The following is a 25,201-nucleotide window of genomic DNA, read 5'->3' on the forward strand; positions in this document are numbered from 1 at the left end:
AGACCCGGTTCGACGGCTCCGACCTCGGCAAGACCGAGTCGCTGTTCACCGTCGGCAACGGCTACCTCGGCCTGCGCGGCAACTACTCCGAGAGCCGCGACGCCCACCTCGACGGCACCTTCATCAACGGCTTCCACGAGACCTGGCCGATCTCGCACGCCGAGGAGGCCTACGGGTTCGCGCGGATCGGGCAGACGATCGTCAACGTGCCGGACCCGAAGGTGATCCGGCTCTACGTCGACGACGAGCCGCTGCAGGTGTCGACGGCCGACCTGCTGGAGTACGAGCGGGCGCTCGACTTCCGCACCGGCGTCCTCGACCGCGAGCTGCTGTGGCGCACGCCCGGCGGGAAGCGGGTCCGGATCCGCAGCACCCGGATGGTGCCGCTCGAGCAGCGCCACCTCGCGATCATCACCTTCGAGGTGACCCTGCTCGACCAGCGGGCGTCCCTGGCCATCTCCTCCCAGCTCGTGAACCGGCAGGACGAGCAGCGCGAGGAGATCCCCCTCGACCAGAGCGGCGGCGGCACGGCCGACCCGCGGCGGGCCGAGCAGTTCGACCGGCGGGTGCTCGAACCCCGGATCCATGCCGCGGATCCCGAGACCGGCCGCGTCTCGCTCGGCTACCGGACCGCGCAGAGCGGGATGACCGTGGGCGTCGTCGCCGATCACCTGCTGGAGACCGAGGCGTCGTACGCCATGGAGGTCCACGCCGAGGAGGACCTGGCCAAGGCGATCTACCGCGTCGCCGCCGAGCCGGGTGTCCCGGTGCGGCTGACCAAGCTGGTGTCCTTCCACACCGCAGAGTCGGTCCCGCCGCGCGAGCTGATCGACCGCTGCGAGCGCACCCTGGCGCGCACCCGCGAGGAGGGCGTGGCGCACCAGTTCGAGGCGCAGCGGGCCTGGCTCGACGAGTTCTGGGCGCGCGCGGACGTGGAGGTCGCCGGCCAGCCGGCCGTCCAGCAGGCGATCCGCTGGAACCTCTTCTCGATCCTGCAGGCCTCCGCCCGCGCGGAGGGCCAGGGCATCGCCGCCAAGGGGGTGAGCGGGTCGGGGTACGGCGGTCACTACTTCTGGGACACCGAGATCTACGTGATGCCGTTCCTCACCTACACGATGCCGTGGGCGGCCCGCAACGCCCTGCGCTTCCGCTACAACCTCCTCGACAGCGCCCGCTCGCGGGCGCGCGAGCTCTCGCAGAAGGGCGCGCTCTTCCCCTGGCGCACCATCAACGGGCAGGAGGCGTCGGCCTACTACGCGGCCGGCACCGCGCAGTACCACATCGACGCCGACGTCGCCTACGCCCTGAGCCAGTACGTCGGCGCGACCCGCGACGAGGAGTTCCTCGCCCACGAGGCGGTCGACATCTTCGTGGAGACCGCGCGGATGTGGGCCGACCTCGGCTTCTGGCGCGACGAGACGCGGCGGACCTTCCACATCCACGGCGTGACGGGCCCCGACGAATACACCACCGTCGTCAACGACAACCTCTATACGAACGTCCTCGCCCGCTTCAACCTGCGCCGCGCCGCGCGGGCCGTGTGGGAGCTGGAGCGCGACGACCCGCCCGCGTACGCCGACCTGGTCCGGCGTACCGGCCTGGCGCCCGACGAGCCCGACGAGTGGGCCGCGTGCGCCGACGGGATGTCCATCCCGTTCGACTCCTTCCTCGGCATCCACCCCCAGGACGCGCACTTCCTCGAGCGCGAGATGTGGGACCTGGAGAACACCCCGCTCGACAAGAGGCCGCTGCTCCTGCACTACCACCCGCTGGTGATCTACCGGTTCCAGGTGCTCAAGCAGGCCGACGTCGTGCTGGCGCTCTTCTTGCAGGGTGAGGACTTCACGGCCGAGCAGAAGCGGGCCGACTTCGAGTACTACGACCCGATCACGACGGGGGACTCCACCCTGTCGGCCGTCGTGCAGTCGATCGTCGCCGCCGAGGTCGGCTATCACGAGCTGGCGCTGCGCTACTTCCACTCCGCGCTGTTCGTCGACCTCGACGACCGGCACAACAACACCGCCGACGGCGTGCACGTCGCCTCGACCGGCGGGGTCTGGAACGCCCTCGTCGCCGGCTTCGGCGGCTTCCGGGACCGCGGGTCCGGGGGCGGCGACCAGCAGTGGCTGCTCGACCCCCGCCTGCCCGAGGAGTGGACCTCGCTCGTCTACCGCCTCACCCTGCACGGCACCCGGGTGCGCGTCACCGTCCGCCGCTCCGAGCTGGAGCTGTACGTCGAGCACGGCGAGGGCCCGCTGACCTTCTCCGTCCGCGGCGAGCCGGTCAAGGTCGCGGCCGGAGCTCCCGTGGTCGTGCCGCTCGAGCACCAGGGCCCGCGGCTCGACGGCGAGCCGCCGTACCCCGCCGGCATCCAGCGCGCCGACGGGACCGTGATCTCGGCGATCGTGCCGAGCGGGGACTGAGCTGCTGCAGGAATCCCCGGGACATCCGGGGATTCATGCGGGCGGGCGCCACCCGACCCGGTTGGCCAACCCGACGGCGGCGATCTGCGAGGACACCTCCAGCTTCGCGAGGATGGCCTTGACCTGGGAGCGGACGGTTCCCTCCGACACCACCAGGGCATCGGCGACCTGACGGACCGTCTCGCCGCGCAGCAGCCGGCCGAGGACGACCGCCTCACGGCGACTGAGTCGCTCCAGCCGCTCCCGCGCGGCGAGGCGCTCCCGCGACTGCTCCCGCGCGAGCGCGATCAGCTCCCTCCGCTCCTCGGCGGAGATGACCGGGGACCCTCGGCCGATCGCCCGGATGGTGGCGAGGATGCTGCTCAGCGGCCCGGACTTCGACAGCACCTGTCGCGCCCCGAGGTCCAGGCACTCGCCCCACCGGCCGCGATCCGTCGAGCCGGTCACCACGACCACCTGGACGCCGGACCGGGTCAGCGGCTCGATCAGCCGGCGGCCGTCGCCGAGCGAGCCCAGGTCGAGGTCGAGCAGCACGATGCCGGGTCGGAAGCGATGGATCCGGGACAGCAGCGCGGCCACGGACCCGAAGTCCCCCGGAGCCACGGTGAGCGCGTCGTGGCTCTCCAGGCTCAGCGCGAGCGTCAGGGAGTCGGCGAACAGCACGTGGTCGTCGACCACGAGGACCCGGGTGCGCCCGGCGCCCGTCACGATGCCCTCCCGGCCGTCGCCCGCGGCAGCTCGACGGTGAAGGTCGAGCCGCGGTCGAGCTCGGAGTCCACCTTGACCGAGCCGCCGTGCAGGGTGACGATCCGGTCCACGATCGCGAGGCCGAGGCCGGCGCCGGGACGCCGGCGTACCGCCTCCCGGGCGGACCGGAAGAACTCGTCGAAGATGCGTGCCCGGTCACTGCGATCGATGCCGAGGCCGAGGTCGGCCACGGTGAGCACCACCCGATCGGCCCGCTCCTCCACCCGCACCATCACGTCCCCTCCCGGCTCCGAGTACTTGATCGCGTTCGACACGAGATTCCCGACCATACGGTGGAGGTTCTCGGGATCGCCGAGGACGCCGAGGTCTCCGGAGGAGCGCAGCTCGACGGAGATCTCCGCATTGCGGGCCTCGGCGCGGTGCAGGGCGACCGCGTCGCGCGCGACGGCGCCGAGATCGGCGGTGACCGCCGGCGAGTGCCCGTCGTCGCGGCCCAGCCGGGCCAGCACCGACATGTCGTCGACGATCGACCGGATCCGCTCGGTCCCGCCGTCCACGATCCCGAGTGCGCCCACGAAGTCCTCGTCCAGGCCGGGGTTGCCGCGCAGGTACTCGGCCGTGTTGGCGATCGCCGCAGACGTGCCCCGCAGCTCGTGGGTCAGGACGTCGATGATGCTGCGCCGATGCTCGGCGATCTCGCGCTCGCGCTCCGCCTGGACCTCGAGGTCACCGCGCTCGATCGCGGTGACCAGCGCCCGCTCGGCCAGCCGGACGTACATCTGCAGGGTGGCGCGCTGAGCGGGGTCCGGACGACGTCCGTTGGTCGGGAGGTCGACGGAGAGCACGCCCCGCAACCGGCCGTCACCGTCGCACAGCAGACCGCACAGCATGTCCGCCGGCCGCCAGGCCTCCGCGACGTCGGCCACCTCGAAGTCCGGGGTCCATTCGAACTCCGCGAGCAGCCCGGTGTAGCGCTCCTCGGGGAGGAACCGCAGCGATCCCCACTGCTCGGCCACGGCCAGCTCCCGCTCGACCAGGTCGACGGGCGAGCGGGCATCCTTCAGCTGGGCGACCGCCTCCGGGTCGCCGACGACGGTGACGGTGTGCAGCTCTCCGCCGGCGACCAGGCTGACCGCGGCCAGGGCGAAGCCGGCGAACTCGGTGACACCCTCCGCGAGCAGCTCGAGCGTGCTCTCCAGTGTCGGGTCCACCTCCACCCGGCCACCTCCCCCTGTCGACCCCACGTCGATGACGAGGTCCCATCGTGACACCCGACGGCGGTCTGGAGAGGTAACTGAGGAGGTAACTATGGAGGTAGCAGAGGAGGTGGTCAGTCCCGCGGGGGCGTCGGGCCGGTTCGCGGGAGCTCGACGGTGAAGGTCGATCCCGCGCCCAGCTCCGAGTCGACCCGCACCGTGCCGGCATGCAACGCGACGACCCGATCGACGATCGCCAGCCCGAGGCCGGCACCGGAGCGGCGGCGTACGTCGGCGCGCCGGGAGCGGAAGAACTCGTCGAAGATCCGCACCCGGTCGGCGGCATCGATGCCGAGCCCCTCGTCCGCGACGGTGAGCACGACGAGTGCCGCCCGCTCCTCCACCCGCACCGTGACGTGGCCGCCGTGCTCGGAGTACTTGATCGCGTTGGACACCAGGTTGCGGACCATCCGGTCGAGCTCGTCCGGATCGCCGACGACCGTGACGTCGCCGACGGTCTCCAGCTCGACCGAGACCTCCCGGGCACGCGCGCCCGCGCCCTGCAGGGCGATCGTGTCCCGCGCGACCTTGCCGAGATCGGTCGTCATCCGCCGCAACATGCCCTCGGCATGACCGAGTCTCGCCAACGCCGCCATGTCGTCGACGACCGAGCGGATCCGTCCGGTCCCCCCGTCGATGACGGCGAGCGCGGCCTGGACCTGCTCGTCCAGGCCGGGCCGCGCACGCAGCAGGTCCACGGTGCCGGCGATGCTCGCCGCCGTGCTCCGCAGCTCCTGGGCCAGCACGTCGACGATCAGCCGCCGGTACTCCGCCACCTCACGCTCACGCTGCACCCGGACCTCGAGGTCACCGCGTTCCAGCGCGGTGGACAGCGCCCGCTCGGCCAGCCGGACGTACATCTGCAGCGTGGCCCGCTGGGACTCGTCGGGCCGGCGCCCGGAGACCGGGAGATCGACCGACAGCACTCCGAGCAACCGACCGTCCTGGTCGCGCAGGAGGCCACAGAGCATGTCCTCGGGCCGCCACGCGTCGGGTACGTCGAGCGCGACCAGGTCCGGAACCCAGCGGTAGCGGTGGCTGGTGCTCCGCAGACGCTCGGCCGGCATGAAGCTGAGCGCTCCCCACGCCTCGGCGAGCTCGAGCTGCCGCTCGAAGAGCGCCAACGGCAGCCGGACCTCCTCCAGTATCCGCCGGGCGTCGTCGCTGCCGAGCACGACGAACGGCCGGATGATCCGGTCGTCGACCAGACTGACCACCGCGATCTCGTAGCCGGCGAACTCGACCACGCCCTCGGCGATCAGCTCGAGGGTGGCCGCCAGCGTCGGGTCGGTCATCGCCTCGCCTGGCTCCACTCCGGCCATCCTGCCAGTCCTCGGTCCGCGATTCGGCTCGTTGAGGCTCCTCAGGTGTCGAGGACCATCGGAGCGATCCAGTCCGCCGTCCAGGAGACCGGCGCCTGTCGCACTCCGATCTCGCGCAGCTCCCGAGCGGCCAGCTCGATCAGCAGCAGCCTGGCGACACCTTCGCTCTCGGGCACCACCCGGCCGTGCCATCGCGCGAGCAGCCGGGGCGCCTCGTCGATCAGGGTCGGTCCCGCACCGGCCGAGCGAGGGAGGGCACGCAGCTCGGCGAGCCGGAAGTGCAGGGTGTCGAAGCCGAGCGGCCGATTCGGCGCGAACCGACGCCATCCCCACACCAGCACCCGACCGTCACCGGCCGCGGCGAGCGCCCCGGGCGCCCAGTGCCCGTGCCAGGCGCCCCGCGGCAGGTGGTCGAGGTCGTGACGGGCGGCCAGGCGGTCCAAGGTCGCCGACAGCCGGTCGGCGAAGGGCGACGGTGGGAGTCGGAGCAGGTCGCTCCGGAGCAGCTCGGCGTAGGACTCGTCCAGGTCGGCGGGCGTGCCGAGAGCGGCGACCGCGCGCTCGGCGGCATGGCGTTCCTGACGGCTCGGCGGCCGAGTCGGGTACGACGGCGCGCGCCACTCACGCACCAGCAACGTCCCTCCGCGCCATCGGGTCAGCGCCAGCAACCGGGGCGCGACCAGGACCGACCCCTCTCCCCAGGTCTCGAGGCCGGCCAGCACCTCCGCCTCGGCGAGCAGGCCGGCCGCCGACTCCGGGCTCGATGCCCACCGCGCGACGGCGCGCGGGCGGCCGCGCTCGTCGTACGCCGGGAACGACAGCACGTCGCCGCGCTGTCGCGGCGGCGGCTGCCCGATCGACACCTGACATCCGAGCGCGTCGCCGAGCAGTCCCGCCAGCTCCGCGAGAGCGGGCCGGTCGAGCTCGGCGGCCGTCCGCGGATCGATCTGTTCGGGCGCGGCGACTCCGTGCGTTCCGTTCATCGGACTTCCTCCCACGGTCCATGACGACGGCTCCCAGCCTCACCCACCTCCCGCGCAGCCACGTCGGCACCGAGTGCTTCTCCCCAGAATTGGGGAGGGTGACCGCGCGGCCCGGCCCGTGCCGTCCCGCCGACGGCCCCCCGCTCCCCAAGATGAGGGAAGGGCGCCGCCGGCAGAGGCTGCACCCGTCGACCCGGACCTAGGGTCGAGCCCGAGCCCGAGCGACAGTCCGGTCGTTCAGGGCACATCGACCGTCCGTCGAGGTCCGGGTGCGCTCGCGCCCGGGCCGTCCCGGGTCTCGCATCCCGCGCAGGATGCGTGCGTCGTACCGCCTCGCGCTCCCTTGCGGCGGTGCGCTGCCCGGATCCGACCGACGGCCTCGCCCAACTGCGCCGAACCGAGGGAGAACCGAAGTGAGAAGGTTGACGACAGTGCTGGTGGCCACGGCCATCGCGCTCATGGGGATGGTGTCGATGGCAGGGCCGGCGTCGGCCCACCACTCGACCATCAGCGGCACCGCCACCTGCGGCACCGCGCCGAACACCTACACCATCGCCTGGAAGGTCCAGAACTGGTCCGACCGGTCGGACCAGGCCACCAATGTCGGGACGGTCACCTCGTCCTCACGCGGTGTCGTTCCGGTCGGAGCGAGCTTCGCGAACGGCGAGACGAGGACCTACACCGAGACCGTCACCGGCACCTCGCCGGTCACCCTCACCGTGGGCATGGTCTGGAAGCAGCGCAGCAGCATCACCGCCACCGACTCCGGCACGGTGTCCGTCTTCCCGGAGTGCGTGGAGTCCGTCACCGCCACCGCGCCCACCCTCACCCCGCCGACCTGCTCCGACGACGGCAGGCTCGGCGTCCCGGCCGACACCGCGAAGGTCGACTATGCCGTCTCCCCCGCCTCCACCGGCCCCGGCACCTACACCGTCACCGCGACCGCCGAGCCCGGCTACGAGCTCACCGGCACGACCACCTGGACCCTCACCGTCGCACCGAAGAGGACCGGCGAGGAGTGCTGGGAGTCCGTGACCCCCGTGGCGCCCACCGTCAGGGCCGTCGCCGGCTGCGACACCGAGGGCGCGATCACCTTCGCCACCACGGAGGGCGTCACCTACGCCCTCACCCGGGGTGACGGCAGGTACGGCGCCTACGAGGTGGTCGCCACCGCCGAGCCCGGCTACCAGCTCGCCCCCGGCGTCACCGCCACCCGATGGACCGGCGACCTCGGCGCCCGGACCACCTGTGTCACCCCGGCCCGGCCCGCCGTCACCGAACCGAGCTGCACCGCGGCAGGCACCCTGGTCCTGCCCGCCGGCGACAACGTCGACTACACCGTGTCCCCGGCTCACACCGGCCCCGGCACCTACACGGTCACCGCGACCGCCGAGCCCGGCCACGAGATCGTGGGAGTGAGCCGCTGGGAGCTCGTGGTCGCCCCGGCCCGTACCGACGGGTGCGCGGCCGGCGCGATCGAGCCGCCCACCCCGACCACCCCGACCAGTACGACGAGCACGACGAAGTCGCCGATCCGGGTGCCCCTTACGCCGGCGACGCCGGCCGGGACACCGGCCATGACACCGGCCATGACACCCACCGGGACACCGGCCGGGACACTGCCCGCGACGGGGGCCGGGACCGGACTCGCCCTCGGCGCACTCGCCGGCACCGCCCTGCTCGGCTGCGGCGTCGCCCTGGTTCTCCGCCGGCGCGTGATCGAATAGTGAGATTGCAGTCTCATTCCTCGGGACGAGGGTGATTGACTGGCCGCATGCGATCGTCCGTGGCCCCGCGCACCACGGGGCCACGGACGGTCTCGGCCGCCCGGCGCTGGGCGATGCTCGCCGCGGGCACCGGCGCGCAGGCCGCGACCGCAGCGATGGTGACCGCACCGAGCTTCCTCATCCCCGAGCTGCACCGGCCGGTCGCCGACGGCGGCTTCGGGATGAGCCTGGCCGAGGCCGGGCTCGTGGCGTCGGCGTCGATGGCCGGGATGATGTGCACGCTCGTGCTGTGGGGTCTGGTGGTCGACCGCCGCGGCGAGCGGTTCGCGCTGCTCACCGGGCTCGTGGTCACCGCCGTCGGAGGCGCCGTCGCGGCGGTGCTGGCCGAGCCGTGGCCGATGGCGGCGGCGCTGTGCTTCGCCGGCATCGGCGCCGCGGCGACCAACTCCGCGTCGGGCCGGGTGGTCGTCGGCTGGTTCCCGCCGGAGCGACGCGGGATCGCGATGGGGATCCGGCAGACCGGGCAACCGCTCGGGGTCGGCCTCGCGGCAGGCACGGTCGCCGTCATCGCCCACCATCACGGGATCGGACCGGCGCTGTGGGTGCCGACGGGAGCCACCCTGCTGGTCGTCGCCCTCGTCGCGCTCGTCGTCCTCGACCCGCCCCGCCCACCGGTCACGCCGGGTGCCCGGGTGGTCAACCCCTACCGGACCGACCGCTACCTCGCCCGGATCCACGGCGCCTCGGTGCTGCTCGTCGTCCCCCAGTTCCTGGTGTGGACCTTCGGCCTGACCTGGCTGGTCGACGACCTCGGCTGGTCGCCGGGCGTCGCGGGCCTGGTCGTCGCCGGCACCCAGGTCGCCGGCGCCGCGGCCCGGATCGGCGCGGGCTGGGCCTCCGACCTGGTCGGCAGCCGGATGCGCCCGATGCGCGCGGTCGCCTTCGCCGCGGCCGCCACCATGGGCCTGCTCGGGCTCGCCGCGGCCGGCGCCGACGGATCCCCCTTCGTGACCGGACTCGCCGTCGTCCTGCTCGTGATCGCGTCCGCGGTCACCGTCGCCGACAACGGCCTGGCCTTCACCGCCGTCGCCGAGCGCGCCGGCCCCTTCTGGTCCGGTCGGGCGCTCGGCCTGCAGAACACCGCCCAGCACCTGGCGGCCGTCGCGGTCCCACCGCTCGCGGGGCTGACCATCACCGCGTGGGGGTACGGCGCGGCGTACGCCCTGGCGGCGGCGCTGCCTCTGCTCGCCGTGGCGGTCGTTCCGGTGGCCGGCGAGCGGACGGTCAGCTGAAGTCGTAGTCGACCACCACGGGGGCGTGGTCGCTCAGCCGCATCCCGAGGTGGTGGCGGTCGACGACCGCCGAGCGCGCGGTGCGGGCCAGGCGCGGCGTGGCGAGGTGGTAGTCGATGCGCCAGCCCCGGTCCTCGTCGTACGCGCGCCCGAGCCAGCTCCACCAGGAGTACGGGCCCGCGACGTCCGGGTGCAGCTCGCGGACGACGTCGACCAGCGTCCGCGGGGTGATCAGCGCGTCCAGCCAGGCCCGCTCCTCGGGCAGGAAGCCCTCGGTCTGGTTGCTGCGCTTGTAGGCCGCCACGTCGAGCCGCTGGTGGGCGATGTTGAGGTCGCCGGTCAGCAGGAACTCCCGCCCCGCCGCGGCCGCGTGCCGCCGTGCCGCGGTGACATGGCGCGCGAAGCCGGCCATGAACGCCATCTTGCGCAGGTGCTTCGCGCCGCCGTCGGGGGCCTCCCGCATCCGCTTCGGGTCCTGCAGGTGCTCGGGCAGCCCGCCCTTGGGGAGATAGAGGCTCGCCACGGTGAGGGGTACGTCGGCCAGGTCGACCTCGATGTAGCGGCCCTCGGTCGCGTGGCGGCGCAGCTTGCGCGGCAGCGGACGCTCGGGGTCGGGGACCGCCCACGTGCGCACCGCGGCCGCCGGCTCGCGGGTCAGGACGGCGACGCCGTTGCGTCCGGGGATCTCGCCGGCGTCGTAGGCGACCTCGTAGTCGCCGAAGGCGTCCTCGGGCAGGGCGTCGACCGGGCAGCGGACCTCCTGCAGGGTCACCACGTCACAGCCGCGGGTCGCCAGCCAGTCGCCGAACCCGCGGCGGTGGGCGGCGCGGATGCCGTTGATGTTGAGCGCGGCGATGCGAAGGGGACCGGACACCAGCGGGAGGCTAGTCGGCCCGACGACGCGCGAGGAGGTCGGCCTCACGCTCGGTGGTGATCCCCGTGATCCGCGCCGCAGGGTCGGCCTCCAGCCAGGCCCGGGTGTCACGCGTCGTGACGTCGAGCGGGCGCGGCTCGAGCCCCGCGGCCAGCGCGGGCGCGGCGTCGTGGGCGAGCATGCCGTCGTACGCCGGTCGCGGCAGCCAGAGCGGGATGCTGTCCGGTCCCGACCACGGCTCGACGCCCTCCGACTCGAGGAAGGCGTGGCCGGCCCAGACCAGCTCGGCGTCGGGGAGGCAGGCCGCGAGCAGGTCGCCGATCGGGAGCGCGGGCCCGACGGCGTCGTACGTGCCGCCGGTCTGCTGCTCGGCGAGGGCGACGATCCACGCGGCGAGGTCGCGGACGTCGATCACCTGGACCGGATCGTCGGGGTCGCCCGGGGCGAGCACCTCGCCGGTGGAGGCGGAGCGACGTGCCCAGTACGCGAACCGCCCGCTCGGGTCGCCGGGCCCGACGATCAGGCCGGGACGCACGATCGCGGCGCCGGGCACGGCGTCGAGGACCAGTCGCTCGCAGGCGACCTTCATGCCGCCGTAGTTCTCGACGCTCGCCATCGGGTCGAGGTCCTCGGCGATGGCCTCCTTCAGCCTGCCCTCACCCGGACCCGCCGGGTCGGCGTCGTCGGCGTAGACGGAGATGGTGGAGACGAACACCCAGTGCGCGTCGGGGCTGTGTCCGTCGAGCGCCACCAGGGCACGCCGCACGTGCGAGGGCATGCGCGATACGTCGACCACGGCGTCGTACGACCCGCCCGCGGTGAGCTCCTCCGGCGCCGGCTCGGCCCGGTCCCAGCGCAGCGTCGTCACACCGGGTGGCGTGGCGCCGGAGCGACCGCGGTTGGCGCACACCACGTCGTGGCCGCGGAGCACGGCGTCGGCCGCCACCGCGCGAGACAGGAACTGGGTGCCGCCGAGAACCAGGAGCCTCATCGCGCCAGCATGCAGCACGCCCGGTAGCGACCCCCTCGGGCGATCTCCCCGGGTCCCATGCCCAACGCTTGGCGGTGGGACCTACGCGACTCGACGCCCCCTGCCAACGCTTGCCGCCGGGCGGAGGTGGGACCTACGCGACTCGACCGCGCGGCCGGCAGCGTGTCGCCCCGCGCGCAGCGCATCGGTGGCAAGGGCGGTCCGAGCGAAGCGAGCGACCGCCCGCGGCCGATAGGCGACACGCTCGGCCAGATCCAGAGGCGGTCCGAGCGAAGCAAGCGACCGTCCGCAGCCGCCGATCGGGCGTTCCCATGACCGTCAATGGGCAGTTCTCATGACCGCCAGCGGGCAGCTTCGTGGCCGTCTCTGGGCAGTTTCTCGTGGCCGCCGACAGGCCTCCGTCGCCCGGCGTCATTCGGCGTCCGGACGGGCGCCCCGGCTGGGGGCTGGCTCGTGGCCAGTGGACTACCGAACCCCGCAGTGATTACACGACCTGCTCAATATCGAGGTCCCCACCGTCCTCGAAGACCTCGACGATGACCGTCAGGTCGTCGGGCAGGCGACCGGCGCAGCGCCGCTCCGATCTGTCCACGATCCACGCGTCGGACCTCCTCGCCGGAGCGACCGGAGAAGGGGCCAGGCTGGGCGGCGAGCCGAGGCCAACGTCCAGGCTGAGCGCCATCAAACGAGAGCGCCCCATAGGTCTCAAGTGCGAGAAACCCTTGGCAGAAGTTTTTGAGTTCCCCGTTTCCGGTCACGATCTTCGTCGTACCGTGCAGGTCCCCCGCGCGACCGCTCCCCCGGCTCGCTCGTCCAAGCAGTGCCGACCTTTCGGGAGATCAGCATGACAAGAACGAAGATGCGCTTCGGGCTCGCTGCGCTCTGCCTCGCCGTGCTCACAACATTCCTCACCGATGTCGCCCCCCGGGGGGGGCGCCAACTACGCGGTCGCGGCGGCAGGCCCCGTAACGATCACCCCAGGCGGTTCCACCTACACCACCTCCCCACAGCCAACATTCACAGCTTCCGGAGGACCAGAGCTTCACTTCTCGCTTCGGCTTGGCGCCGCCCATCCCTTCTTCCCCCCCGGGTGGCTGCCCGAGATCTGGAACGCGAAAGTCTCAACAGCGTCCACCGGCGGCGTTGGCTCTGTGACTCCGCCCGCAGGACTTCTTGAACCGGGAAAGCAGTACACGATCATCGCCGCCGACTTCATTGCAGGCTCGGTCTCCCCTTTTGGAACCTATAGGTCGTTCTACGCCGATCTGACCGGCGCGGTAGTGACCACCAGCCCTTGCACCGCACCTTGTGTGCCTTACCCGCAGGCGGTTCCGCTACTCGACAACGACTACCCAGGCTCATCGAACACCGGACGGTTCTCCGTCGCCCCGGTGGGGAACGCCGATGACGTCGGCGACGTGCTTCTCTCTGTGCGGATCACGCCACGATCGGCGGATCCGACGACTGGGAGTTCGGCTGGCAAGGTCAAGTTGTACGACCCGCGCTACCCAGAGGTCCAAGCGCCGATCCTGACAGGGACCTTCCCCACCGGGACCGGTTCCGCGACTACCACCGTCACTATGGCCCTCGGTGCACAAGACGCGGTCGGCATCGCTGTGAGGAACATCAGCGGATCAGTGCGCGTCGAGGTGACGGCCATCGGCTGGTATCCCTGGGAGAGCGCCGAAGACGCTGCCGACGAACTGGCAGAAGAAGAGGCTGAACCCACCGACGCCGAGATCGAAGAGTTCGAGGCTCTGGAGGAAGAGGAGTCGATTCCAAGCCCCGTCTTGACGCCGGCCGAGGAGGCCGACCTCCAAGCAACCAACCCCGGCCTGGGCGAGGCTTCACCGACAGGTGAATCATGCGAGGAACCAACCGGAGATGCCTACACGTGCATGGGAATAGACCCGACTCCTCCCACAAGCGGACAATCCGGGTCGACTGAGCCGCGGGTTACCGAGCGAGGTGTGCCGATCACCGGAATCGACTGCAGTGCTTACGCCTACCTCACTTGGACAACGAAGCGGAAGACCACCTGCAACAAGATCTCGGGCTTCGTCAAAGAAATCGACCTCAAGACGAAGCAAGTCATCGGCCAGATCGACTTCACCGTGGACACATTGATCCTTACCAGCGCTCGCTCCCTTCGCATCGAGGTCTACCGCACCTTCCGGTATGTCCCAGGCAGCGCACAGGGAACGATGATGGGCGGACAGACGCTCCACGGAGCCGCCCTCTGCTCGTCCAACTGCACGGCGGACACCACTACTGACAACATGCGCGCCGGCGATCTCGGCCCCCTGCACCCTGAGGCCGATATGAGCTTCGTCCGCCGCGGGACAGTCGCCGTCGGCGCTCAGGCCTCCGTCCTGATGACTTTGGCCATCTTCAAACCGGGGCGATTCGGGCCGAACAGCCTTCGCCAAGACGTCCCCCGGATCCGCTGCGACTACAAGGCCTACATCGGCGGTGCCGGCTGCGTCTTCGTCGATGCACAGCCGACCCTCAAGCAGTTTCTCAGCAGTCCTACTACCCCCGATATCGTCGCGCACATCAAGAGAGCTCAGTCAAGTCTCAACCGTCACTGGGGCAGGCGGACGGACGGCACGGCCCTTAACCGCATGTACGACATACCAGCGAAAAAACTGAACAGGAAGGCGGCAAAGAACCAGTGCCGGATCAAGGGAATCGTCAACTCCTGCGATGAATATTCCTACGCCTCGACTTACCAGGGCTGCGCAATCGTCACGTGCGACGTCGCGGGTGTGCCTCGCACCCAAAATAGTCTCCAGGGCACACAACTCCAGAAGTTCTACCGCGCCAACCGCCTGCTCGACGACGATCCGTTCTGGGTGAAGGTCCTCCCTTGACACCGACTGCGTCGTTGATCGCTGAGCGTCCAGCAGCGCGAAGCTAGGGTGTCCGGCATGACCGGGCTGATCTACAGCGGGCGTTTGGGCGTCGAGGATGGGTACCAGTTGGGAGACCCGGAGATGGCTGCCGCTGCCCCGGACACTGCGGTCACCGCGACGGCTGGCGGCATCATCGTGCTAACCGATCCAGCAACCGATGTCGTTGTCGTTGAGGTCTATCTCAACGACAACGACGGCGGCTCATCCGGCGCCCCGCCGCGGACGGGCAGCGTGGAGCAAGTTCTTGAGGTGGTCGTCGAGGAACCCTGGAAGATCTCCTCGTGGGAATTTGAGCCTCCCGAACCACCGGCTCCGCCACTGCTCGGGCCGGGAAAGTGGCGCATCGACTGGAGCGCTACCCAGGCTCAGGCCGAGGACCCTAGGGAATCTGACCTCGCAGAGGACATCGTTGAAGAGCACGTGCTGGTCCTGACTCCGCTCGACGACCTGGCCCGCTCATGGCATATGCCGATCACTGTGGAGGCGGGCTCGGCGACCGAGCGTGATGACATCAGCGAGGGCGCCTCTGTGCGAGCCGGAGTCGGAACATGGGCTCTGTCGTGGCGAACGACCCACCGCCGGGCGGTCGCGCAGGACGGACAAAGCGAGAGAGTCGAGCTCGATGACGACGCGGTCCTGATGCGGTTCGACCGTAGGTCCGAGATCCATCTGGCCATCTTGGGGCGCTCAAAGTACGAGGGCCGCCTGAGTCGTCTGCTAGGTGAGAAGTGGGTCTCGCACGTCGAAGCAGCAATACCGGCCGGTCGAGTCATCGGGCTATCGAACCCAAAGGGCGAATCGCCGCGGGGTCTGGCCGAGACCGTTGCCGTTGGTCCTGCCCGGGTCGTCGTCGCACTCCGACATCCCGATGCGCACGATCTCGTTGAGTTGGAGGACGGGTCGGCCACCATCGTCTCCTACGACCGCGATACCGACTTTGCTCAGGATGTACGGGTCCTCGTCCTGCTCGAATGAGGCTTTTCGGAGCCTGACCTGTGGTTTCGGTCATGGTTCGCGCCCTTCTCGTTGGCCGGGTGGTGGGCGGCTTGGGTGCTGCCTCGGTGCCTTGCCCGGACGTGGAGAGCAGGAGCCGGTGAGCCGGTGGAGTGCAGCCGGGGAACCGGCGTCGGGTGTGAGGAAAAAAGCGAGCTTGCGAGCGCCGAGCGCTCGATGCCGGCGCGTAGCGCCCGGTTGCGCGGAGACGGCCCACCGGCTCAGTCTCGGTGCGGCCGGTCAAGGAACCGCGGTGGCTCGGCGCGCTTCTCGGCCCTGGGGAGAAACGCGGGCTCTGACCGACGTCCCGGCTCCGGAGGCGCCTGGGGGTTGGGTCGACGCTGGGCTGCAGCGTCCGGGGCGTGGTGACGATGGTTTCGGCGCCCCGTCGGCCCGCCCCTCCCAGAGGGGGCGGGCCACCCCGTCAGCGCTGGAGGGCCTGCGCGGCGTAGGTCCTGCTCGAGGGCGAGTGCGTTGGCGGCCTCGAGCCGCTTCGCGCGGGCGACCTCGGGGTCGGCCGCGATCCCCCACGGGATGCCCCATCCTCCGTCGCGACGGACACAGCCGGAGGGCCACCAGGCGGGCTTGTCGCCCTGGCGGCAGATGTAGGGGCCCCACAGGGTGCGGCACTCGTCGCAGGCGTCGCCGGCCTCGTCGACGAGGTTCCTGCAGCCGGGCAGGGTGCAGGCCGGGAAGAGCGAGACCTCGGCGGGCTCGAACCTGGAGTCCATGACCAGCCTCCCTCACGCGGCCGCGTCGTCGTTGCCGCCGTTGGCGGTCTCGTCACTGGTGGGGTCGAGGACTTCGGCGATGGTGTGCACCGCGGCGAGGACCCGCGCTGCGGTGGCACGGATGGTGTCGAGGCCCCCCGCTGTCGTCGGCCGACCAGTGCGCGACGTAGCCGACGCTGTAGGCGCTGGTGTCCAGGCCGGCCAGGCCGCCACGACGTAGGCGACGCTCTCGGCCTCGGTCTCCCAGATCCCGCGATGCGCGACGTACTCGCCGGGGTCCAGCTCGGCGTGCAGGATCACGTGCGCGGCCTCGTGGTTCAGCGTCTTGACGGCCTGGGCGTCGTCGATGTCGTCGCGGACGACGACGGCGCGGGCCTTGAGGTTCGTGTAGCCATTGGTCTCGCCGGCGATCGCCTGTCGGGTGAGGGTCCAGCCCTCCCCCGCGAGCCCACGTAGCGAGGGTGTCCCAGACACCGGCGGGTCCTTCGCCGGTGAGCCGCTGCACCGGGTTCTCGGGGATCTCGGCGCCCTCGATCGGGTCGGTCTGGCTGATGTCGAACACGCTGAGGACCGGGAACCTCGGCAGGCGGCGGGTCGTCTCCTCGCCGGTCTCGGGGTCCTGCTCGGTCACGGTCTTGGTCGAATAGCCGAAGATCTTCAGGCTGCGCTCTCCCTTGCGGACCTGGCGCCCCTTGGCCTGCCACTGGCGGAAGCCGGCGACGGCGGTTGCCTCGGGGCACTGGGCGAGGATCAACAGCAGGTTGTTGAGGCTGTAGGCGTGGAAGGAGCGGCTGAACTCGAGGAACCGGATCCAGGCGGCCGTCTCGTTCAGCGCCTCGACCTCGGCCGTGAGCCGATCGTGGAGGGCCTGCGCCTCGGCGGCGCGGTCCTCGGTGCTCTTGCGGGGTGTGCGCGCCTCGGCGCGGGTCTTGGTGGGCATCCGCAGGTCCTCCTCAGGCGGGCTCGGCATCGACGTAGCTGGCCTCGTAGGTGCAGCCGTGGCCGGGCTCGTGGGGTCGCGGATTGGTGCACACGAGCGGTCCGCCCGCGAGGTGGTGGTGGTCGCAGCGACACGCTCGGCCCAAGACCACAGTGAAGCGTCTTGCCGCCGGGCGGAGGTGGGTCCTACGCGACTCCACCGCGCAGGCCGGCAGCGTGTCGCCCCGCGGCGAAGCCGCGTCGGGCGAGGGCGGTGGCCCGAGCGCAGCGAGGGCTGGCGACCGCGCCCGACTGGCGACACGCTCGGCCCAAGGCAACAGCGAAGCGTCTTGCCGCCAGGCGGAGGTGGGATCTACCGGACTCGACCGCGCGGCCGGCAGCGTGTCGCCCCTGCGCGCAGCGCATCGGCGGCAAGGGCGGTCCGAGCGAAGCGAGCGACCGTCCGCGGCCGCCGATCGGGCGACACGCTCGGCCCATCAAAGAAACAGCGTGGGGTCGAACTCGTCGATGGGGATGATCCGGACGCGCGGCAGTCGCTCGTTGAAGGCGTGCACGTCGTACTCGAGGTCGAAGAACTCCAGGCCGCGGGCGGTGAGCTCGGCGAAGGCGCTGTTGCGGAACTCGGTGAAGCCGACCAGGCCGACCCGGCGGCCGTCGAGGACGTCGTCCATCTGCTCGATGAAGTCGCCGTCGTTGCTGACCAGGACGACGTCGGCCTCGCGGCGCTTGAGCTCCTCCAGCGTGCGCTGGATGGCGATGTCGACGACCTTCTGGTTGGCGCCGCCGGACAGCGGGATCGGGCGGTACCCGATCGCCAGCAGCGCCTGCACGAACGACATGGGAAGCTCGCTGTTGGCCGCCAGGAAGAACAGGCCGTTGGTGGGCTGGCCCCACTGCCGCTCGACGAACTGCAGCAGCCGCTCCCAGCGCGGACGCTCCTCGGGCCGCGGCCGGCGCCCCAGGATCGACGTGCCCAGCGTCGCGTCGATGTTCTCGCCGTCGACGAGGACGTGGGTGGTCCGCTGCGGCTGCTGGAGGGTCTCCATGGCAGGAGGCTACGGGGTGGCGCTCCGGGTCAGCCTCGCGCGACCCTCCGGAAGGCGGTCCAGTCGCCGACCGTGCCGTAGAAGCCGGAGACCGCCTTGAACCGGTAGCGCGTCGCGGTGCTCGCGAGGCATGACTGCGGGACGACGATCCGGACCCGGTTCTTGTCGAAGCGCCACTTGCCACGGACTCCGGCGCACGCGACCGGCGTGCCGCCGAACTCCTGGTCGGTCGGCACCCACAGCTGGGTGAGCGGTTCGGTGCCCGGCCGGTGCCGGCTGTAGGCGATGAAGCCGGCGTCGGTGGCGGGGTCGGTGCCGATGAAGACCTTCGTGCGGGCCCGGCGCTCCTCGACGAGGTCGCGGAAGGTCACCCGCAGCACGACGCGGTCGACGCGGTTGTCGATCTCCACGGTGAGGATGTCCATCCGGGCGGGCAGGGACGGCTCGGCGCCGTCGTCGATCACCTTCTCGGCGGCCCGGGCGGGCGCGGGTACGACGAGTGTCCCGGCGATCAGCACCGAGAGCAGGCCCGCGAGGACCGCCCCGAGCGGGGTCAGCAGCTTGCTCATGCAATGACGATACGTCGCTCAGCGGCCCTGTCGACCCCCTGCCGACGCCGGGTTTCTCCCGGCGAGGGCGGGGTGCGGGAACAATCCGCGCCGGACGGCGTTGGGAAGACATGTCCACCATCGACCTGACCGCCGGCAACTTCGAGCAGACGGTCCTCGACAACGAGATCGTGTTCGTCGACTTCTGGGCGTCGTGGTGCGGCCCGTGCCGCAACTTCGCCCCGGTCTACGAGGCAGCGGCCGAGGAGCACGGCGATCTCGTGTTCGGCTCGGTGAACACCGAGGAGGAGCAGCAGTTGGCCTCCGCGGCGCGGGTCTCCTCGATCCCGACGCTGATGGCGTTCAAGAAGGGCTCCCTGGTGTTCTCCCAGGCGGGCGCCCTCCCGGCCCCGGCGCTGGCCGAGGTGATCGCGGCGGTGCGTGAGTTCGACGTGGACGCTGCGAGGGCTGCCGAGAGCTGAGCGTCGCCGCCTGTCGCGCGCGCACAAATCGTGCGGGGATCTCTGTCGCCGCGCACGAGAGGTCGGGCAGCCGCGCGCCGCAGACTCGGTCGGGTCGAGAACCCGAGCCGATCCGGAGGAACCCCGATGCGCGACCTGATGACGATGGTGCCGATCTTCGCCTTCATGATGATCCCGCTGTGGATCCCGCTGGCCGCGATGGTGTTCGGCGCCCTCCACGACCTGGTCGCCGCCCCCGCCCGGGCGGCGCGCCGTACGCCGGTGGGTCGTCCTCCGGCCCGCTCGGCGCACCGCGCCGAGGTCAGCCCCGCCGGTCCTCGGGTCGCTGCGGCAGGAACTGCTGGGTGAACGCCGGCCAGGCGTTGTCGATGAGCTCCTCCATGTCGAGGTAGGTCGCCTTCCGGACGTAGTCCTTGGCCAGCTCGGTGTCCAGCACCTTGAGCAGGAAGCGCCGCAGCTCGGCGTCGAGGCCGGCCACCTTGCGCAGCATGGCGCCGCGCCGCGTGTCGGTGCGGAGCTCGAGCCCGATCTGGTCCTCGGTCGGGGTCTTCAGCTCCAGCCGCAGCCGGAGCGGGGCCTCGGTGTGGACCACCAGCACGAGCGGGACGACGACCTCCGCGTTGAACGTCAGCCGGTCCATGGGCAGGCCGAGCTCGAAGACCACGCTGATCGGCAGGTCGATGGCGTAGGTCAGCAGCTCGCCGGGGACGAGCTCGCCGGTCGTGGGCCGGTAGGTCCCCACGAAGCTCACGCTCGCGAACGCCCGGCCGGGGCCGGCGCCGATCGGACCGAGGGCGATCTGGTCGCCGAGGACCTGGTCGATGGTGCGCAGGATGCGCTCCTTGTGCAGCACCCGGCGGATCCAGCTGACCCCGAACTGCTCGTACGTCGTCGTCGCGTCGACGACCTCCACGACGGCGTCGACCACGGCTTCCTCCCCCGACAGACGGTGCAACAGACGGTCCTCTCGGCCCGGTATCCGCTCCAGAGCGGCTGATTCTCCCTCCCCCTCAACGACGCGGCGTGCCGCGGGTCCCGTCCCGCGGGTCGATTGTCGGGGCGATCGGCCATCATGGGCCGCATGCCGAAGACCGCCCCCCACAGCAGTGAGCGTCATCCCGCCGATCATCCGGCCGACCGTCACGACCGGATCCGGGTGCAGGGCGCCCACGTCAACAACCTCCGGGGCGTCGATGTGGAGATCCCGAAGCGCCGGCTCACCGTGTTCACGGGCGTCTCCGGGTCCGGCAAGAGCTCACTGGTGTTCGGCACGATCGCCGCGGAGTCGCAGCGGATGATCAACGAGACCTACTCGACGTTCGTCCAGGGCTTCATGCCGTCGCTGGCCCGGCCCGAGGTCGACCACCTCGAGGGGATCACGACCGCGATCCTCGTCGACCAGGAGCGGATGGGCGCCAACGTCCGCTCGACCGTCGGCACGGCCACCGACGCCAACGCGATGCTGCGCGTGCTCTTCAGCCGGATCGGCGACCCGTTCATCGGCCCGCCGACGGCGTTCGCGTTCAACGTGCCGACCCGCCGGGCCGGCGGCGTGATGCAGACCGAGAAGGCCGGCGGCAAGGTCGAGAAGTTGGTCGTCAAGAACGCCGTCTACCTCGGCGGCATGTGCCCCGAGTGCGAGGGCCGTGGGAGCGTGTCCGACCTCGACCTGACCGCGATCGTCGACGAGAGCAGGTCGCTGGTCGACGGAGCGATCCTGGTGCCGGGCTACACCGCCGACGGCTGGATGGTGGCGGCCTTCAAGGCGGTCCTGCCGCCGGAGAAGCCGGTGGCGAAGTACACCAAGGCCGAGCGTGAGGACTTCCTGTACGCCGAGCCGCGCAAGGTGAAGGTCGACAAGATCAACGTCACCTACGAGGGCCTGATCCCCAAGATCCGCAAGTCGATGTTCAGCAAGGACGTCGACTCGCTGCAGCCCCACATCAAGGCGTTCGTGGAGCGGGCGGCGGTGTTCGCTCCCTGCCCCGCGTGCGACGGCACCCGCCTCAACGAGGCCGCCCGCGGCTCGCGGATCAACGGCAGGTCGATCGCCGACGTCTGCGCCATGCAGATCACGGACGCGGCCGAGTGGGTCCGCGGCATCGAGGACCCGTCGGTGGGGCCGCTCATCGCCAACCTGCTCCACCTCTTCGACTCGTTCGTCGAGATCGGCCTCGGCTACCTCTCCCTCGACCGGCCCGCCGGCACCCTGTCCGGCGGTGAGGCGCAGCGCACCAAGATGATCCGGCATCTCGGCTCCGCGCTGACCGATGTCACCTACGTCTTCGACGAGCCCACGATCGGTCTGCACCCCCACGACATCGAGCGGATGAACAAGCTGCTCCTCGAGCTGCGCGACAAGGGCAACACGGTCCTCGTCGTCGAGCACAAGCCGGAGACCATCGCGATCGCCGACCACGTCGTCGACCTCGGGCCGGGCGCCGGCACCGGCGGCGGCACCATCTGCTTCGAGGGCGATGTCTCCGGTCTCCGGGCCTCCGACACGCTCACCGGACGGCACCTGAGCTATCGAGCGGCGGTCAAGGACGGCGTGCGCGCGGCGACCGGGGCGATCGAGGTCCGCGGCGCCGCCACGCACAACCTGCGCGACGTCGACGTCGACATCCCGCTCGGGGTGCTCTGCGTCCTCACCGGCGTCGCGGGGTCCGGCAAGAGCTCGCTCGTCCACGGCTCGGTCGCGGGCCGCGAGGGGGTCGTGGTCATCGACCAGAGCGCCATCAAGGGCTCACGGCGCAGCAACCCGGCGACGTACACCGGACTGCTCGAGCCGATCCGCAAGGCGTTCGCGAAGGCCAACGGCGTCAAGCCCGCGCTGTTCAGCGCCAACTCCGAGGGCGCCTGCGAGAGCTGCAACGGCAACGGGATGATCTACACCGAGCTCGGGTTCATGGACACGGTCGCCACCGTGTGCGACGAGTGCGGCGGCAAGCGCTTCCAGGCCTCCGTGCTGGAGCTGACGCTCGGGGGCCTCAACATCGCCGAGGTCCTCGACCTGCCCGTCGCGCAGGCGCACGCGTTCTTCGCCGCCGGGGACGCCAAGACTCCCGCGGCCGCCGCGATCCTGCAGCGGATGGAGGACGTCGGCCTCGGCTATCTCAAGCTCGGCCAGCCGCTCAACACGCTCTCCGGCGGCGAGCGGCAGCGCCTCAAGCTGGCGATGCGGATGGGCGAGAAGGGCGGCGTCTACGTCCTCGACGAGCCGACCACCGGCCTCCACCTCGCCGACGTGGAGAACCTGCTGGGCCTGCTGGACCGTCTCGTCGACGCCGGGAAGTCGGTCATCGTGATCGAGCACCACCAGGCCGTGATGGCCCACGCCGACTGGATCATCGACCTCGGCCCGGGCGCCGGCCACGACGGCGGCACGGTCGTCTTCGAGGGCACCCCCGCCGAGCTCGTCGCGAAGCGGTCGACGCTCACCGGCGAGCACCTGGCGGCGTACGTCGGGCAGTAGGTCTTACTCCCAGGCCTGGACCGCCTCGGGGTCGCCCGCGACACCCAGGTTGCGCGCGGCGGCGGAGATGCGCTGCGCGAGATCGAGGTCGGCGGTGGTCAGCGAGCCGGTGTCGTGGGTGGTCAGGTGCACCGCGAGCGCGGGATAGCCGAGCTTGAGGTCGGGGTGGTGGTTGGCCTCCTCGGCCAGCTCGCCGATCGCGTTCACCAGCTCGAGCCCGGTCGCGAAGCTCCCGGTGCGGAACACGGCGAAGGCGTGCTCTCCGACGACCTTCCAGTCACCGACGCCCTCGGACCGGCTGAACTGCTCTGCGCTGATCTGTTCGTAGCCCATGCCCCGACGGTACGCCGGACACCGTCCGCCTCACCGTCGGTGCATGCCATGCGGAGTCGAGCCAGGAGGCTCCTGGCCGGGACCGCCCTGTCGTTGCTCGAGCAGCCGGGCGGTCCGCCGGATGCGCAGCAGCATCGTGGCCGACGGTACGACGGCGCCGGTCGCATAGGTGGAGAGCCGCGAGGCCGACGTACCGATCTCGGCGGCGAACTCGCGCTGGGACACGCCACTCAGCGCGAGACTGCGGCGGATCTCGCGAGCGACGTCGGCCCGCTCACGCGCCTGATGCTCCTCCCGGCACAGGGCCACGGCCCGCTCCACGCCGTCCCGCAACAGGTCGGACCGGCAGCGCCGGGCCAGCCGGAGCAGGTCGCGGCTGTAGGTGCCCCACGGCCGGGCAGCCACCATGCCGAGGTGGCTGCGCCACTCCGCCAACGTTCCGTGCTCGGCCACGGTGAGGAAGCCGACGACGGTTCTCAGCGGTGTCGTGGGCGGTGCGCTCTCGAGGTCGGTCAGCAACATGGCGTACCCCAGGCCCTCGCAGGCCGCCGCCGCGAGGTCCGCAGCGGTGGGCTCGGTCGGCTCCGCCCGAGCGACTGCCGCGGCGCCGATCCACCGGCGACACGCCTCGGTGCTCCACGATCGGCCGGGGTCGGCCTCGGCCAGCAGCTCGGCGGCCCGGAGATGCAGTCGCGCGAGGCGCTTGCTCCCGAGCGCCTGGGCCAGGCGCGCCGCGAGCGCGTGGTCCTCCGGGTCGTCGTACACGACCACGCCGAAGAGGTTGGCCACCACCGCGTCGAGCGCAGCCCCTGGACCGGCGGCCGCACCGGCGGCGGCAACGCCGGCGGCACCGGCGGACGGCTCCGGAGGCCGGGCGGCGAGGAGCTCCCGGGTACGGCGCCAGACGGCGGCGTCGTGCGCGCCGAGACGATCGGCCCGCGAGTCGACGCTGACGGCGACGGCGTCCGCCGGGCAGCCGAACGCCCCCAGCGGGTCGATCTGGCGCGACCGAGGCTTCATCCGGGCCTCCTGGGCGACGAGCGACGAACGGTTCGGGCGCCGCCGTCGGGCGCCTTCACCCATCCAGACGTCGCCGCGTCCCGAACATCACGCGATCTCCCAGACTTTGCCTGACATCGGGCGGATTGCACAGCGATATCGGATCGGAGAACAGCGGGCCTGCGGTCCGTGGCCCGGCGAGCCACCGCGCCACTACCTTCGTGGCGTGGGCCGCTCGGAGCCACACGCCACGCAATGACGGTACGGCGACGGTGGGAGAACGAGCGGATGAGTCGGGGCCTGTGAACGACGACTCCGCCCGCGAGCGTGAGCTCAGCTCCGCCACGTCGAGACCGTCAGGCTGAGGCCGGCCGCCGGCCACCCGGACGCTCGCGTGGCCCCACCCTCCCTCCCGGGGCCACGCGAGCAAACCAGGTGCGGCAACGATCGCTGGGGGGACCGTTGCCGCACCCGAGGGGGGTCCGGGTGCGGCAACGGCTCAGGTCGAGGAGCGTGCGTTCGAGGTCGGCCATCGGCTTGTCGGGCTTGCCGGCGATCGCCTCGACGCCCTGCGACGGCCCGCGACACGATGTGATGTCGCAAGACATCGGTGACAGTTCTGCAGCAGGACATCGGTGACACTTCGAGGGGTCTTGGTGCTGACACTTCGGTGAGTCAGTGGCACCGCCCGGGCCCGGGACCGGTCGACTGCGCCGGTGTCCAAGAACGCCCCGAACGCGTGCTGCCAACTCGATGCCACCGAGTACGTGCTGACCGGCGACCGCAAGTGCGTGATCTTCCAGCCCATCGACGACCACTCCCGTTACGCCGTCGGCTCCCATGTCGCGGACGGCGAGACCTCCGAGGCCGCGACCGTCAAGGTCGACGGACGCTACGCCTTCCAGCACGTCTCGGTCATCGTCGACAGCGACCACATCACCGCCACCGACCTCGAACGCGAGCTCCTCATCGAGCACCAACGCGCCCCCGCCGGCATCCGATACGTCGGCAACGGCCGACCGCCCGGAGGACGCGGACCCGGAGAAGTGTCAGGGAAGTCCTGAGACATCACACGGCCCGCGACACGACCTGTGCATGACTCGAACATCTGTTCGGAACCGTGGTAGGATGGCTGCAGGCCGTACGGCGGGATGCTCCTAGTGG

At 71.2% G+C, this 25,201-nt stretch carries 20 protein-coding genes and 2 pseudogenes; 9 read left to right on the forward strand and 13 right to left on the reverse strand.

Annotated elements, in window-relative coordinates:
- Positions 1 to 2,423 (forward strand): glycoside hydrolase family 65 protein (locus FHP29_RS13565; RefSeq protein ID WP_139623791.1); only part of this gene is annotated, 2,423 nt, incomplete at its 5' end.
- A 33-nt stretch (positions 2,424 to 2,456) separates the two neighbouring features.
- On the opposite strand, the gene FHP29_RS13570 is transcribed toward FHP29_RS13565, so the two are convergent.
- From FHP29_RS13570 to FHP29_RS13585, 4 genes are all read right to left on the reverse strand, one after another.
- Positions 2,457 to 3,131: a response regulator transcription factor gene (locus FHP29_RS13570; RefSeq protein WP_240044500.1), complete on the reverse strand. Its 675-nt coding sequence runs from the start codon at positions 3,129 to 3,131 to the stop codon at positions 2,457 to 2,459.
- Entirely contained in the window at positions 3,128 to 4,342 is a 1,215-nt protein-coding gene (locus FHP29_RS13575; RefSeq protein ID WP_139623416.1) for a sensor histidine kinase, read from the reverse strand. The genes FHP29_RS13570 and FHP29_RS13575 overlap by 4 nt, the downstream gene beginning before the upstream one ends.
- Positions 4,343 to 4,461: 119 nt before the next feature.
- Positions 4,462 to 5,682: a sensor histidine kinase gene (locus tag FHP29_RS13580; protein WP_139623417.1), complete on the reverse strand. Its 1,221-nt coding sequence runs from the start codon at positions 5,680 to 5,682 to the stop codon at positions 4,462 to 4,464.
- Between the two features lie 68 nt (positions 5,683 to 5,750).
- On the reverse strand, positions 5,751 to 6,692 hold the full coding sequence (locus FHP29_RS13585) for a hypothetical protein (RefSeq protein ID WP_139623418.1): 942 nt from the start codon (positions 6,690 to 6,692) through the stop codon (positions 5,751 to 5,753).
- Between the two features lie 431 nt (positions 6,693 to 7,123).
- Here FHP29_RS13585 and FHP29_RS13590 point away from each other — a divergent pair, with 431 nt between their 5' ends.
- The gene (locus FHP29_RS13590) at positions 7,124 to 8,419 is read left to right on the forward strand and encodes a hypothetical protein (RefSeq protein WP_139623419.1); all 1,296 of its coding nucleotides are present in this window, start codon (positions 7,124 to 7,126) and stop codon (positions 8,417 to 8,419) included.
- A 47-nt stretch (positions 8,420 to 8,466) separates the two neighbouring features.
- On the forward strand, positions 8,467 to 9,711 hold the full coding sequence (locus FHP29_RS13595; protein ID WP_139623420.1) for an MFS transporter: 1,245 nt from the start codon (positions 8,467 to 8,469) through the stop codon (positions 9,709 to 9,711).
- Here the strand turns inward: FHP29_RS13595 and FHP29_RS13600 are convergent.
- The gene (locus FHP29_RS13600; protein WP_139623421.1) at positions 9,704 to 10,585 is read right to left on the reverse strand and encodes an exodeoxyribonuclease III; all 882 of its coding nucleotides are present in this window, start codon (positions 10,583 to 10,585) and stop codon (positions 9,704 to 9,706) included. The two genes, FHP29_RS13595 and FHP29_RS13600, sit on opposite strands and share 8 nt — an antisense overlap.
- A 10-nt stretch (positions 10,586 to 10,595) precedes the next feature.
- Complete coding sequence (locus FHP29_RS13605) at positions 10,596 to 11,576, reverse strand: NAD-dependent epimerase/dehydratase family protein (RefSeq protein ID WP_139623422.1); 981 nt, start codon at positions 11,574 to 11,576, stop codon at positions 10,596 to 10,598.
- A 914-nt stretch (positions 11,577 to 12,490) separates the two neighbouring features.
- Between FHP29_RS13605 and FHP29_RS13610 the strand changes: the two genes are divergently transcribed.
- Together FHP29_RS13610 and FHP29_RS13615 are read left to right on the forward strand one after the other, a co-directional pair.
- Entirely contained in the window at positions 12,491 to 14,449 is a 1,959-nt protein-coding gene (locus FHP29_RS13610) for a NucA/NucB deoxyribonuclease domain-containing protein (protein ID WP_139623423.1), read from the forward strand.
- A gap of 57 nt (positions 14,450 to 14,506) precedes the next feature.
- Positions 14,507 to 15,466 carry a hypothetical protein gene (locus tag FHP29_RS13615; protein WP_139623424.1) on the forward strand — a complete coding sequence of 320 codons (960 nt, stop codon included), beginning with the start codon at positions 14,507 to 14,509 and terminating at the stop codon, positions 15,464 to 15,466.
- A gap of 761 nt (positions 15,467 to 16,227) precedes the next feature.
- Here the strand turns inward: FHP29_RS13615 and FHP29_RS22745 are convergent.
- From FHP29_RS22745 to FHP29_RS13630, 4 genes and pseudogenes are all read right to left on the reverse strand, one after another.
- On the reverse strand, positions 16,228 to 16,689 hold the full coding sequence (locus FHP29_RS22745; protein WP_240044501.1) for a hypothetical protein: 462 nt from the start codon (positions 16,687 to 16,689) through the stop codon (positions 16,228 to 16,230).
- Positions 16,690 to 16,783: 94 nt separating this feature from the next.
- A pseudogene (locus tag FHP29_RS23260) lies at positions 16,784 to 17,185 on the reverse strand (ArdC family protein); the annotation flags it as partial.
- Between the two features lie 445 nt (positions 17,186 to 17,630).
- Positions 17,631 to 18,200 (reverse strand): NYN domain-containing protein, encoded by a 570-nt coding sequence (locus tag FHP29_RS13625; RefSeq protein ID WP_139623425.1) that lies wholly within the window; start codon positions 18,198 to 18,200, stop codon positions 17,631 to 17,633.
- Between the two features lie 29 nt (positions 18,201 to 18,229).
- Positions 18,230 to 18,769, reverse strand: coding sequence for a hypothetical protein (locus tag FHP29_RS13630; protein WP_139623426.1), 540 nt, complete (start codon positions 18,767 to 18,769; stop codon positions 18,230 to 18,232).
- Between the two features lie 110 nt (positions 18,770 to 18,879).
- On the opposite strand from FHP29_RS13630, the gene trxA reads away from it, so the two are divergent.
- Together trxA and FHP29_RS13640 are read left to right on the forward strand one after the other, a co-directional pair.
- Positions 18,880 to 19,230, forward strand: a complete 351-nt coding sequence (gene trxA, locus FHP29_RS13635; RefSeq protein ID WP_139623427.1) for a thioredoxin — start codon at positions 18,880 to 18,882, stop codon at positions 19,228 to 19,230.
- Between the two features lie 126 nt (positions 19,231 to 19,356).
- On the forward strand, positions 19,357 to 19,578 hold the full coding sequence (locus tag FHP29_RS13640; RefSeq protein ID WP_139623428.1) for a hypothetical protein: 222 nt from the start codon (positions 19,357 to 19,359) through the stop codon (positions 19,576 to 19,578).
- Here FHP29_RS13640 and FHP29_RS13645 read toward each other — a convergent pair.
- A complete protein-coding gene (locus tag FHP29_RS13645; RefSeq protein WP_139623429.1) occupies positions 19,532 to 20,185 on the reverse strand; it encodes a hypothetical protein in 654 nt (217 codons plus the stop codon). The two genes, FHP29_RS13640 and FHP29_RS13645, sit on opposite strands and share 47 nt — an antisense overlap.
- A gap of 126 nt (positions 20,186 to 20,311) precedes the next feature.
- On the opposite strand from FHP29_RS13645, the gene FHP29_RS13650 reads away from it, so the two are divergent.
- Entirely contained in the window at positions 20,312 to 22,705 is a 2,394-nt protein-coding gene (locus tag FHP29_RS13650) for an ATP-binding cassette domain-containing protein (RefSeq protein ID WP_205014103.1), read from the forward strand.
- Positions 22,706 to 22,708: 3 nt separating this feature from the next.
- Here FHP29_RS13650 and FHP29_RS13655 read toward each other — a convergent pair whose 3' ends face one another.
- Positions 22,709 to 23,038, reverse strand: a complete 330-nt coding sequence (locus FHP29_RS13655) for a 4a-hydroxytetrahydrobiopterin dehydratase (RefSeq protein WP_139623431.1) — start codon at positions 23,036 to 23,038, stop codon at positions 22,709 to 22,711.
- A gap of 30 nt (positions 23,039 to 23,068) precedes the next feature.
- Complete coding sequence (locus tag FHP29_RS13660; protein WP_139623432.1) at positions 23,069 to 24,058, reverse strand: helix-turn-helix domain-containing protein; 990 nt, start codon at positions 24,056 to 24,058, stop codon at positions 23,069 to 23,071.
- Positions 24,059 to 24,768: 710 nt separating this feature from the next.
- Here FHP29_RS13660 and FHP29_RS23265 point away from each other — a divergent pair.
- Positions 24,769 to 24,921 (forward strand): annotated as a pseudogene (locus FHP29_RS23265) (IS481-like element ISAar28 family transposase); the annotation flags it as partial.
- Positions 24,922 to 25,201: the final 280 nt, after the last annotated feature.

The organism is Nocardioides albidus (assembly GCF_006335005.1).
Classification (GTDB): domain Bacteria; phylum Actinomycetota; class Actinomycetes; order Propionibacteriales; family Nocardioidaceae; genus Nocardioides; species Nocardioides albidus.